The sequence below is a fragment of the Marinilabilia rubra genome (genome assembly GCF_003121985.1).
Lineage (GTDB): Bacteria > Bacteroidota > Bacteroidia > Bacteroidales > Marinilabiliaceae > Marinilabilia > Marinilabilia rubra.
In genome coordinates, this window is record NZ_QEWP01000032.1 from 16,532 (window position 1) to 29,042 (window position 12,511).

The 12,511-nt window shown below is 39.0% G+C and carries 8 protein-coding genes; 3 read left to right on the forward strand and 5 right to left on the reverse strand.

Features of this window, described 5'->3' with window-relative positions:
• Position 1 precedes the first annotated feature (1 nt).
• Positions 2-862, reverse strand: coding sequence for a sigma-70 family RNA polymerase sigma factor (locus DDZ16_RS20025; protein WP_109266263.1), 861 nt, complete (start codon positions 860-862; stop codon positions 2-4).
• Between the two features lie 85 nt (positions 863-947).
• Positions 948-2,414 (reverse strand): Do family serine endopeptidase, encoded by a 1,467-nt coding sequence (locus DDZ16_RS20030; protein ID WP_109266264.1) that lies wholly within the window; start codon positions 2,412-2,414, stop codon positions 948-950.
• Between the two features lie 404 nt (positions 2,415-2,818).
• Here DDZ16_RS20030 and dapF point away from each other — a divergent pair, with 404 nt between their 5' ends.
• Both dapF and uvrB read left to right on the forward strand, forming a co-directional pair.
• On the forward strand, positions 2,819-3,601 hold the full coding sequence (gene dapF / locus DDZ16_RS20035) for a diaminopimelate epimerase (RefSeq protein ID WP_109266265.1): 783 nt from the start codon (positions 2,819-2,821) through the stop codon (positions 3,599-3,601).
• Positions 3,602-3,615: 14 nt separating this feature from the next.
• The gene (gene uvrB / locus DDZ16_RS20040; protein ID WP_109266266.1) at positions 3,616-5,646 is read left to right on the forward strand and encodes an excinuclease ABC subunit UvrB; all 2,031 of its coding nucleotides are present in this window, start codon (positions 3,616-3,618) and stop codon (positions 5,644-5,646) included.
• 69 nt (positions 5,647-5,715) lie between these two features.
• Here the strand turns inward: uvrB and DDZ16_RS20045 are convergent, their stop codons facing one another.
• Positions 5,716-6,558 carry a hypothetical protein gene (locus DDZ16_RS20045; RefSeq protein ID WP_198416774.1) on the reverse strand — a complete coding sequence of 281 codons (843 nt, stop codon included), beginning with the start codon at positions 6,556-6,558 and terminating at the stop codon, positions 5,716-5,718.
• Positions 6,559-6,894: 336 nt separating this feature from the next.
• A complete protein-coding gene (locus DDZ16_RS20050; RefSeq protein ID WP_109266267.1) occupies positions 6,895-8,814 on the reverse strand; it encodes an AMP-dependent synthetase/ligase in 1,920 nt (639 codons plus the stop codon).
• Between the two features lie 355 nt (positions 8,815-9,169).
• On the opposite strand from DDZ16_RS20050, the gene DDZ16_RS20060 reads away from it, so the two are divergent.
• Complete coding sequence (locus DDZ16_RS20060; RefSeq protein ID WP_109266269.1) at positions 9,170-10,534, forward strand: tetratricopeptide repeat protein; 1,365 nt, start codon at positions 9,170-9,172, stop codon at positions 10,532-10,534.
• Positions 10,535-10,597: 63 nt separating this feature from the next.
• On the opposite strand, the gene DDZ16_RS20065 is transcribed toward DDZ16_RS20060, so the two are convergent.
• Positions 10,598-11,644: an aldose epimerase family protein gene (locus tag DDZ16_RS20065; RefSeq protein ID WP_109266270.1), complete on the reverse strand. Its 1,047-nt coding sequence runs from the start codon at positions 11,642-11,644 to the stop codon at positions 10,598-10,600.
• Positions 11,645-12,511 lie beyond the last annotated feature (867 nt).

Below are 12,511 nucleotides of genomic sequence, written 5' to 3' on the forward strand. Positions count from 1 at the left end.
ATTATCCCAGATATGATTTTAATAATTTACTTCTGGAAGTATGACGCAATCTGCGGATTGCTTTTTCTTTAATTTGTCGAACACGCTCGCGGGTGAGACCAAATCTTTCGCCAATCTCCTCCAAAGTCATCTCCTGGCAACCAATTCCAAAGAAAAGCTTAATTATATCACTTTCTCTTTCGGTAAGGGTCGCCAATGCACGCTCAATTTCTCTGGCTAAAGATTCATTAATCAGTGTTTTATCAGCATTGGGAGAATCACTATTGACAAGAACGTCAAGCAAACTGTTGTCTTCTCCTTCAACAAAAGGTGCGTCAACCGAAATATGACGACCAGAAACCCTGAGCGTATCTGCAACTTTATCAGCAGGTAACTCTAGCTGATCTGCCAATTCTTCAGGAGAAGGTTTCCGCTCATGCTCTTGTTCAAACTTGGAATAAGCCTTGTTGATTTTGTTGAGGGAGCCTACCTGGTTTAATGGTAATCGAACAATTCTGGATTGTTCAGCCAATGCCTGAAGAATTGACTGGCGAATCCACCAAACCGCATAGGAGATAAACTTAAATCCCCTTGTCTCATCAAACTTTTCGGCTGCTTTGATCAAGCCAAGGTTCCCTTCATTGATGAGGTCAGGTAAACTTAATCCCTGATTTTGATATTGTTTAGCCACAGAAACCACGAATCTCAGGTTGGCACGGGTAAGCTTCTCAAGAGCTACCTGATCACCTTTTTTTATCCTTTGTGCCAATTCGACTTCCTCTTCAACTGAAATAAGGTCTTCACGACCAATTTCCTGAAGGTACTTGTCCAACGACGCGCTTTCGCGGTTAGTGATTGACTTTGTTATCTTTAATTGTCTCATAAAAATTTCCCAAAAATACGGCGCAAAAGTACAACAAATATTGAATTATTGCAAGTGCCGTTCGACCTGTGTTCTTGCTCCGTGGTTAATCTTCCAAATTTATAGCATAATAAGCTACTTGTCCACTCGGATAAATTCCTGTAAGGAATAATCCATCTTCCACCATTTCCACTACCTTTCTTAAATCTTCAACACTGCTAATGGGCACTCTGTTTGCTTTTGTAATAATATAGCCTTCCTGAATTCCTGCTTCCTGAAGTTTCCCTCTTGAGACTTCGGTAACCTTCAATCCGTTACGAATTCTTAATCGGGCTTTTTCGGCATTTGAGACTTCTTCAAACTCAGCACCTAACACCTCAAATGACTTACTTCCTTTTACAACGTCTGTAGAGCCATAAATGTTTCGTAAAGTAACGTAAAATTCCTTCTTTTTTCCTTCGCGCATGGCTGTTACATTTACTTTGTCTCCGGGGCGATAGCGACTGATCTTTTCCTGAAGCTCTGAAACCCTGGTGACTTCCTCTCCATTTACATCTACAATTACGTCACCTTCTTCAATTCCGGCTTCTTCAGCGCCGCTTTTTTCCATAACGTTGGCTACATACACGCCTTGCGCTGTGCTAAGATTAAGTTCATCGGCAAGATCACTGTTAACATCTCTAATGTTTACTCCAAGCATTCCTCGTTGAACTTCGCCATACTCCATTAAGTCAGCCACAATCTTCTCAACAATACTTACGGGAACGGCAAAAGAGTAACCTGTGTAAGACCCTGTTTGAGATGCAATGGCAGTGTTTATACCGATCAGTTCTCCTTTTGTGTTAACCAATGCCCCACCACTATTACCGGGATTAACAGCGGCATCGGTCTGTATGAAGGATTCAATTCCTAGTGTGCCCTGTTGGCGGGTTAATATGTTAATACTTCTTGATTTGGCACTCACGATTCCGGCTGTAACAGTTGAAGTCAGGTTAAATGGGTTACCAACGGCCAATACCCATTCCCCTATTTTAACATTGTCAGAATCTCCGTACTTCATATAAGGAAGACTTTCACCGTCAATTTTAAGAAGGGCAATGTCAGTGGCAGGATCAGTTCCAACAAGTACCGCTTTAAAAGTTCTGTTGTCATTGAGGGTTACTTCTATGTTGTTGGCATTGTCAATGACGTGGTTGTTGGTGACAATATATCCGTCAGTGGTGATAATAACCCCTGATCCTGATCCCATTACCGGTTGTTCTTGTCTGGGCCTGGGGTTACCCGGTCCAAAGAAGAAATCATACAGAGGATTTCCCGAGTATTCTGAGGTTTGGGTTGAAATAGTTTTTACGTGTACCACTGCATGAACAGAATTTTCTGCAGCCTTTGTAAGATCAGGCCCCGCCAATTGAGGGGTTGGGGGTAAAGATGCATATTGAGCTGCAGGGATTTGTTGCTGCGGAACCTCAACGATTTTTTGTTCCGGTTTTACAATGTATGAATAAGCAAATACTGCGATTAATGCACTTAAGACAGCAATTGCAAATACTGAGAAAAACTTTTTTGTATTCATATTTTTCGATTTTCGTTTTACAATTTACAAATTACATTATTCAAATGATATGCCTTTATTGCTCTTGTTGCAAATGTTAACTTTTTTTGGGTTTATTTTTGATTGAGTTTTTTGGGACAATAGATTAAAATATTTTTTTTATACAAAGGTCAGTTGTCCATCTTTTGAAACATCCCTAATTGCTGCATTCTAAAGAGAATTTATTTTGAGTTTTAAACAGTGATTGTAAGAGGTTTATTTGGTTTATATTGGCAAAATACGGTGAAAAATGTGTCATGTCAACGAACTTCCTTTTTTGATCACCCGGCAATTTGTAATTTTGGAGTTTATTTTTCATATCTGACGGAGCGCAAATTTTATTTATTACAATCAAAACAAATATCGAGTTCAAAAGCTTACTTAAAATGAAGAAGATACAATTTTATAAATACCAGGGAACAGGAAATGACTTTGTACTTATCGATAACCGACAAGGGCAATTTGACGGGAGCGATCAATCACTGATTGAATCTCTGTGTCATAGGAGATTTGGCATTGGAGCAGATGGTTTAATGCTTTTGGAGAAGTCAGAAAAATCATCTTTTACGATGCGCTACTATAATAGTGACGGGAGAGAGTCCACTATGTGTGGAAACGGAGGGCGTTGTATTGCTGCTTTTGCTGTTGATATAGGAGTTGTTGAAGCCGGAGAGTATTTTTCATTTGATGCCGTTGATGGCACTCATGAAGCCATTGTTGAAAGTGATATTGTTAGTTTAAAGATGGTAGATGTTGAGGGAATAAGGAAACTCGATGAGGGGCTTTTTTTGGATACCGGGTCTCCTCACTTTATTAAATTTGTTGATGATCCTTCACAAATTGATGTTTTTAAAGAGGGCACTTTTTGGCGAAATCATGAACTGTTCGCTCCGGATGGGACCAATGTAAACTTTGTTGGACCTGTAAAAAATGGAGAAGTCGATATGAGAACCTTCGAGAGAGGGGTTGAGGACGAAACCTGGTCATGCGGAACAGGTGCTGTTGCATCGGCCATTGGTAGTTTTTTTAAGACCGGAAAAGGCAACCGGTTTTCTATGCATATTCCGGGAGGAGAATTGACTGTGACTTTTGATACCGCAGGTGAGGAAAAGTTTGAAAACATATGGTTAAAAGGGCCTGCCAAATTTGTTTTTGAAGGAGCCATATAGACAAGGATTGATACATGGAATTCAATATAACTTCTGATTTTCAACCAACAGGGGACCAACCTGAAGCCATTCGTCAATTAGTGGATGGGATTAATAAGGAAACCCCATTTCAGACATTACTGGGGGTGACTGGTTCAGGAAAAACCTTTACAGTGGCCAATGTCATTAAGGAGGTGAAAAAACCAACCTTGGTTCTTAGTCACAATAAAACTCTTGCTGCTCAGTTATATGGAGAGTTTAAGAGTTTTTTTCCGGATAATGCTGTTGAATATTTTGTTTCATATTACGATTACTATCAGCCGGAAGCTTATATTCCTGTTTCAGATACTTATATTGAGAAAGATCTTTCCATTAATGATGAGATTGAGAAGCTGCGATTAAGCGCTACTTCAGCTCTTCTTTCCGGAAGAAGGGATGTCATTGTTGTTTCTTCAGTCTCCTGTCTTTATGGTATAGGTAATCCTGAAGACTTTCATGCCAATGTAATACCTCTTGAAACCGGTCAGGAGGTTGGACGAAATAAATTTCTCAGAAACCTTGTAGAGGCTCTTTATTCCAGAAATGAAGTAGAGTTTAACCGTGGTAATTTTAGAGTAAAAGGCGATACTGTTGAGATTTTTCTTGCATACGCAGATCATGCATGTAGAGTTATTTTCTGGGGGGATGAAATAGAATCTATCGAGACTTTTGATCCTTTGAACAATGTTACCCTCTCTTCGGTTGATCAAATTTTAATTTATCCGGCCAATATTTTTGTTACAACGAAGGAGAGGATTAATCAGGCCATCAGAAATATTCAGGATGACTTGGTCAAACAAGTTGAATATTTTAAGGAAATAGGAAAACCACTTGAAGCAAAACGTCTTGACGAGAGAGTAAATTATGATCTTGAAATGATCCGGGAGCTTGGTCATTGTCCCGGAATTGAAAATTACAGCCGTTACTTCGACGGAAGGGCAGAGGGTACCAGACCTTTCTGCCTGCTGGATTATTTTCCCAATGATTTTATGATAGTGGTAGATGAGAGTCACGTTACTTTGCCTCAGATCCGGGCCATGTACGGGGGAGACTACAGCCGGAAGCAAAATCTTGTGGAATACGGCTTTCGTTTGCCCGCAGCCATGGATAACCGACCCCTGAAGTTTGAAGAGTTTGAAAATTTGGTTAATCAGGCTGTTTTTGTAAGTGCCACTCCTGCTGATTACGAGCTGGAGAAAAGTGAAGGGGTGATGGTTGAGCAGGTGATCCGACCAACCGGGCTTTTGGATCCCGTAATTGATGTACGGTCAAGTCTTAATCAAATTGATGATTTGCTAGAAGAGATTCAGGTAAGAGTGAAGAAAGATGAACGCGTGCTGGTTACCACTTTGACCAAAAGAATGGCAGAGGAGTTGACAAAGTACTTGCAGCGACTTGATATTCGAACTGAATACATACACTCGGATGTTGACACACTCGAGCGTGTGAAGATAATGGAGAATCTGCGTAATGGTGTTATTGATGTATTGGTTGGGGTTAACTTATTGCGTGAGGGGCTTGATTTACCTGAGGTTTCTTTGGTGGCTATTTTGGATGCTGACAAAGAAGGCTTTTTGAGGTCAACCAGATCTTTAACACAGACTGCAGGCAGGGCTGCCCGGAATCTGAATGGTCTGGTTATCATGTATGCTGATAAAATAACCAAATCAATGCAGGAAACCATTGATGCCACCAATTACAGAAGGGAAAAGCAGTTGACATACAATGAAGAGCATGGCATTACTCCGGCTGCAATTAAAAAGAGAAGAGCTAGTGCGTTTGCTGCAGACGATAAGGAGGAGGAAAGTAATAAACGGCCTCATGCCTATTCAGGACCTGAAGACACCGATGTGGATGTTGCTGCAGATCCGGTGTTGTCTTATATGACTCCTGATAAGTTGGAGAAATCCATTGCTGAAACGAAGAAAGCGATGCAGGCAGCTGCCAAAGAGCTGGATTTTATTCAGGCTGCGCAATACAGGGATGAAATGTTCCGACTAGAGAAGTTACTTAAAAATAAAAAGTAAAGCTCAAATAATGAAAAAGCCCTCAGGTGTTGAGGGCTTTTATATGGTTTATTAAAAATATTTCTTGCTTTAGAAAAACAGAAAACCGCTACTCTTTCTTCGGCTTGGTTTTCTTCTGGCTTTTGATTGATAATAACTCCTGGTCTTAAGATAGCTTTTTCTGTTGTACCTTGGATCGTTCTTAAGTTTTGAATCCTGTAGAATGATTTTTACACCTACTGTGAATGTATAATAAAAATCGTTAGGATTGGTGGTTTGCGGGTTTGTTTCAGTTTGCCAGTCATGACCTGCGTACCAAACATCATGAACGTCCATTTTATCAGTAAAAGGCATTGCCCCCGAAAGTTCAAGATTGGCACTAATAATTGGATTAATCCAGATGGATGCGCCTCCTCCCATAGAAATCACTGGGGCAATTTCTGAAGCTGATCGCCATTCTTCATCTGTTGGCCCGCTTCCCCCTTCGCCCCAATATTCTGTAGCACTATAATAAACCATCCCAGCATTGAAATGGGCATATGGCTGAAAGGTACGTTGCTTAAAATAGCCCATTATGTGATTAAGCGGTTTATATGTTCCTCCAAGAGAGAATTCTGCGTAAACGTTGTCAAATGATGCATAAACTAATCCTGAAGAGGGAACAGTCTGAGCTCCTTGCATTTTTCCTCCAATTAGTTGGGCACGGGCCGAAAACAATGGGCTCAATTCCCGATCAGCTAAAACGCCAACTGAGAAGCTGCCTCTTGATTCATCTACAAGGTCGCCAAAGAACATGTTGTATCCACCTTTGGGGGTAATACTCATTCCCTCAAGCAGATTAAAGCTGCCTCTCCTGTATTGAGAAGCGGAATTCTGAGGCAATGCAATAAGAATTGCTAAAAAAAGAAATATAAATTTTTGGCTTCTACGCATGAAACTTTAATAGTTAGGTGTTTTAACCGACTGTAAAAATGGGAAAAACTTTACTAATACAAAAACTACCTACGTAGTATTTGCTCAATTAGTGACGTTTTTTGGGATGTTTTTTTACAAAATGACCAAATTTTTATTTTATTGCTGTCAAATTTTCCACATAAATATCTGAATTATTATTGTTAATCACCATTTTTGACCTTCGTTTTTACAATTTTATATGAATACATTTCTCTTTTTTGATTATTAAAATTATTAGTCAGCGCCTCGCTTCTCAATTATTGATAAAATGAAACCGAAATAGCTGTCATCTAAAATTTTTATTGGATGCCCGAATTATGTTAAAGTTTTCCCGGCTTGTTTTTGGAGGTTTCTTTTATTTACTTCCGAAATAAAATCACGTCCCTGAGATGTGTATAAATACTCAATTTCATTATTAAAATGTTCTTCTACTTTTCTCCTGACAACCTTCATTGTGCTGTTAAGAAGCCTGTTTGCCTCGGTGAAAGGTTCCGGAAGGATAATGCTGGTTGCCGGGAGCCATCTTTGTGGAAACATATTTTCCAATTTGCCACCTTTTTTGAACTGGGCCAATTGTTTCTGAATGGTTTTTAGGGCTTCCTCTATCTTTTGCTCTTCATTAAGACTTTCTTCTAAAGACCTTATAAATTGTTTGATCTTTTCGGTGTTGGGAACAATTAAACCTACAGTGTACGGGTTTTGATTGTTGTGTAAAACAATCTGATCAATGAAAGGGCAGTGGTCGATAATTGCTTCCTCAATGCCTTCCGGACTGTATTTTTCTCCATCAGAACCTATTAAAAGGCTCTTAAACCGACCCAGTACATAAAGATAACCAGCCTTGTCCATGTATCCAAGGTCACCGGTGTATAGCCAGCCATTCCTGATTGTTTTCTTTGTGTCCTCCTCGTTCTTCCAGTAACCAAGCATTACATTTTCACCCTTAATAACAATTTCACCTGAGGTTTCAACCGGCAATTCTTTGCCATCTTCATCACAAATTCGTAATTCCATGTTTTGAACAATAGGTCCGGAAGAGCCTAATTTATGATGCTTAGGTGTGTTGGCTGAAATGATAGGAGAGGCTTCACTTAGTCCATATCCTTGAAACATAGGGGTTCCGAGAGCATAAAAGAATCTTTGCAAATCGATGTCCAGTAATGCACCACCTCCAATAAAAAACTGAAGGTTCCCGCCAAATCTTGTTCGAATGGTTTTAAATAAAAGGTTGTCAAAAAGTTTATATATTGGAAAGGTAATCTTTTTTAACCCTTTTCCCCTGTTTTCACCATTTCCATTGTACCAGAATGCGAATTTAAGAGCAACTTTAAAAAGACTGGAGACCATTTTGCCTTTGGCAGCGATTCCTTTCTCTATGTTTTTTCTAAAGTTTTTGGCAATAGCCGGAACGCTCATAAGAACGTGTGGCTGAATCTCCATTATGTTTTTTGAAAAATTCTTTAAAGCCTCCATCTGATTTTTGCCTGCTTCAACTGACGCTATTGAGGCTCCACGGAACATAAAAGAGTAAAGGGCCGCCGTGTGGGCAAATGCATGATCCCATGGAAGCACAACAAGTGTTCTGAAGTGGGCTGGAATGTCGATAAAACTAAATGCCTGTTCCACATTGGCAGTATAATTTCTATGAGAAAGCATTATGCCCTTTGGTTGAGCTGTTGTTCCGGAAGTATAGGAAATATTTGCAACATCATTAAAATGGACTGCCTTTTTGGTTTTGTGCAGTTTTTGAGGGTTTTCTTTTAAAAGGGACTTTCCACTTTTCAAAACGTTGCTTAACGTTACTTCTTTGTCCTGTAGATCCTCGATGTTATCTAAGACAATTACCTTTTCGACCAACGGCAGGTCTTTAAGGATTTTTCTGATTTTGGGAAGTTGATTCAGAGATGCAATAACCACTCTGGACTCGGAGTGTGCAAGCCTGAAAACCAAATCCTGATCAGCTTCGAGTTTTGTGGATAGCGGAACATTTATTGCACCACAAAACAAAATGGCTAATTCTGAGATTAACCAATAATTTCTTCCTTCAGACAGCAGAGAAAGTCGATCCCCTTTTTTTATTCCCATCCCAATTAGTCCTGCAGCAAAGGTTTGAACCTGCTTATGGGTTTCAATATAGGTGATGGACTGAAATCTACCTTCTTTTTTTTCCCATAATAGGGGATGGTCTCCGTATTTATTTACTTTTTCTTCAAAATAGTCGATAATGCTAATCATGATCAGGTGCTTTGATTGTGGCTGATTGTTAACAATTGTTTTACAAATGTATGAAATTCGATGGAACTTTAAGTTTTGTTCGAAAACGGACATTAAATGTTGAAATCCGAACAGAATGCCTTTGGTTTTTAATGTTTAAAAATTTAAAAATCAGTGTTTTGGTGTTTTTGGCAAAGCTATTGATATTAAATCGTAGCCGAAGGATTTATCATTTTTTTCACCTTGATTAGGCTTGGGGGAATAATTGTAGGTCAGGATAGGTAAGGTGTTTTAATTCAATTTTTATGCTCAATAAAAGAACTCAAAGAATTAGATGCCAGAGATAATTAAGTAAAAACTAAAATTTATATAGGTTATGAAGTCTTCTCGTTCATTTGCTGCGGCAGTAGGTTTGCTTTTTTTTATGCTTTTGGGTGGAATTGGAACATTAAGTCAGAAAACTTATGCTTCAGTTAACCATTCAGAAAAGGATAGTATTAAATGTTTGCAACAGCTTTCTGTGGCTTCGTTGGCCCTTGAAAAAGAAATGTTCAAACATGCTGTTGGTCCCTGGCGTTTCCTTTTTAAGAATTGCCCTGATTTGAGTGTGCGGATGTACTCCGATGGAGCAAAGCTTTTTAAGCATTTTGTTGAAAGTGCAAAGGATGAACAATCGAGAGAGGCTTATTTGGATACTTTGTTGATGATCTATGATAAACGAATTGAGTATTTCGGAGATCATAATAAATATCCTGAGGGGTGGATTTATGGACGCAAAGGGATGGCATTGGTCCGTTACGAAAGAAAAAATGTTAACGCATTAAAAGAAGCTTATGAATGTTTTCAAAAATGCTATTCCCGGATGGGAGTTAAAACAGAACCCGCTGTTATGATTTCCTGGATCCAGGCCTCGCGGGCTTTAGTTCAAAAGGGAGATCATTCTGAGGAGCAATTTTTAAGAGATTATGTAACTGTTTACGATCATATAACTGCTGATGGTTTTAAAAATAGTTACAACGAGAGGGTTTATGAAAGAATTCTTCTGGCTGTGAAGAAAATATTTAACCGGACGGAAAAGTGTAATTGCGAAACTTTTGCAAAGCTTTTAGAAACAAAATCTGATGTTAATGAGCTTGATAGCAATGATATAAATGTTTTTATGGAAGTGATGGAAATGGCCGAATGTTCCGACTCTGAGCTTTATACACAACTCGTTGAAAGGAAATATGAAATAAAGCCATCCGCTGAGGCTGCTGGTGGCCTGGCCAGGATGTTTATCAAACATGGAGATTTTGATCGTGCTGCAAATTACTACAGCGAAGCTTTGGAGAAAACCGTAAATGACAGCCTTAAAGCAGTGTTTTATTATGAATTAGCGGTATTGAAAGATGGACATTTCAAAGAAGAGGTGGAAGCACGTCAGTATGCGAAAAGGGCCTCCGCTTTACTGCCAGGATGGGGAAAACCACATTTGCTTCTAGGGAGCATTTATGCTCGTGCATCAGTAAGGATAGAGGGGAATGAACTTGAAAAAAGTGCAGTTTACTGGGCTGCTGTAGACCAGTTTATGATGGCTATGAAGAAGGATGCTAAATGTTCAGAAGAAGCCCGGAAGCAAATTGATGTTTATTCCCAATACTTTCCTGATAAACAAACTTGTTTCTTCCACGGATTAGACGAAGGTCAGGAGTTTGTGGTGGGAGATTGGATTAACGAACCAACAACAGTTAGGTTCCGATAAAATATTCTTTGGGTGGATTGGAAGAGGGCCGGTTTCTGAAAGGAGACCGGCCCTTTTGTTGTTTTATTCTACGGTAAATTTAAATACTGTTGTGTGGTTAAAGGGGTTATCGGGTGTTACGATGCATGAAGGAAATGCCTTATGATTGGGGCTATCCGGAAAGTATTGAGTTTCGAAGCACATGCCTGAAAATTGATCAAATTTTCTTTTGGAGTTGCCATAAGTTCCATCCAGAAAATACCCGGTGTAGAACTGCATTCCCGGCAAGGTTGTGTATACTTCCAGGGTTCGCCCTGATTCAGGTTCTTTGGCGATGGCTGCCCTTCTTAGATCTCCTTCATCTCCACTTATTACAAGGTTATGATCGTAGGCTTCTTCGGGTAAATGGTTCAGGCGTTCTCCAACTTTGCGAAAATCCTGAAAATCAAATGGTGTATCTTTTGTGGGAACAATATCGCCAATGGGGATGTCATCTATTTTGGGAGTGTATTCATCAGCGAATATCATAACCTCGTGATTCAGAATATCGGTGACTTTCCCGCTTAAGTTGAAGTAACTGTGGTTGGTCAGATTTACCGGAGTGGGTGTGTCGCTTTGAGCATTATAATCAATAATCAATTCATTTTCATTTGAGAGGAAGAATCTGACCTCAACTTCAACTTTCCCGGGATACCCTTCTTCTTTGTCAGGACTGGTTAGCGTCATTACCAATGTCTGACCTGCGTCAGTATCCTCAATCCTGGCATTCCATATTTTCTGATGAAACCCTGTCGGTCCACCATGCAGATGATTATTGCCATTGTTTTTCCGGAGTTTATAGGTCTTGCCATCCAGTTCAAACTTACCTTTGGAAATTCTGTTAGCAAATCGTCCTACGGTTGCTCCGAGGAAAATACAATTTCCCAGATACTCCTTCGATATGTATTCTTCCGGGGTGTCAAATCCAAGAACTATATCTGAAAGATTCCCCTCTTTGTCTTTAGTTTTGATACTCGTAATTGTGGCACCAATATTTGTAATGGTAACTTCAGTTTCCTCTCCATTGGTCAGCTTGAAGAGTCTTACTTCCTTGTGTTGGACATTGGGTAGATCAATTTCGGTGATTTTCATTTTGATGTTTTTTTTTGTTTGTTATTTTCAATTCTTTTTCATTTAGGCAGATGCTGGAATATTTGGGAATACGGTAATTACAGCAAAAAACTTTGCTGGCGTATGAGTGAATTGGGTTAAGTGTTTGTATGCCTGGTATTTTGTGTCACAAACTTAAATGGTCAACTTGAAGAAAATGCAAAAGAAATGATAAGCAAGTTCTTCGGCCAGCGTAAAAAATGCAAGGACAAAGTATAAAAGCCATTTTTCTTTTGTTGGCAATCTTAAAATTTTCTGTTAAGTTTTTGATTTTAAAGAACCATTAAACACAAATTTAAGTATTTTTCTGGTTAAGGTCTAATAATATCAATATGGTCAAACAACTCACTGGATCGTTAGTCCGGAAATTTCGGGATAGATGAGATGAAAACCATACAGAACTGATAGTCCCATTTTTTATGTAAATGTTATTTTGATTTTAAAACGATTGATTTTTAGCGTTTTAAAATCCGGACCCTCCGGTGTGCCAGAGTATTAAAAAGGTGGATTTAAGTAGTTATTTCCCTCTCTTTTCAGCCTTACTTAGAAATATCGAACCTGCTTTTTGAAGATAACCTACACCTTTTATGAATTTATTACTGAGGGCTTTTGGGCTTGACGATTAGGTCTCTGCCCGGTAATTGTAAAGAAATTTGAACTTTAAGCGTTTTTTTTCTGTTCCTACTCTTTAATGAATAACTAAAAGGAGAAGAAATCATGAATAATGTGAATCAAGGGTTGAAAATATAATAAAAAAAGTATGGTAAATGCCTGAAAATCAGCGCAATAAATTTGTTTAAATCCCTGAAAACCAGTATCTTAGAGTTGTTTTCGAAGCGACTTTCAGAT

Excerpts from the sequence above, each read along its gene's own strand:
- DDZ16_RS20045 (WP_198416774.1), bottom strand. The coding sequence starts at position 6,558 with ATGCGTAGAAGCCAAAAATTTATATTTCTTTTTTTAGCAATTCTTATT.
- DDZ16_RS20065 (WP_109266270.1), bottom strand. The coding sequence starts at position 11,644 with ATGAAAATCACCGAAATTGATCTACCCAATGTCCAACACAAGGAAGTA.
- DDZ16_RS20050 (WP_109266267.1), bottom strand. The coding sequence starts at position 8,814 with ATGATTAGCATTATCGACTATTTTGAAGAAAAAGTAAATAAATACGGA.
- DDZ16_RS20060 (WP_109266269.1), top strand. The coding sequence starts at position 9,170 with ATGAAGTCTTCTCGTTCATTTGCTGCGGCAGTAGGTTTGCTTTTTTTT.
- dapF (WP_109266265.1), top strand. The coding sequence starts at position 2,819 with ATGAAGAAGATACAATTTTATAAATACCAGGGAACAGGAAATGACTTT.
- DDZ16_RS20025 (WP_109266263.1), bottom strand. The coding sequence starts at position 862 with ATGAGACAATTAAAGATAACAAAGTCAATCACTAACCGCGAAAGCGCG.
- uvrB (WP_109266266.1), top strand. The coding sequence starts at position 3,616 with ATGGAATTCAATATAACTTCTGATTTTCAACCAACAGGGGACCAACCT.
- DDZ16_RS20030 (WP_109266264.1), bottom strand. The coding sequence starts at position 2,414 with ATGAATACAAAAAAGTTTTTCTCAGTATTTGCAATTGCTGTCTTAAGT.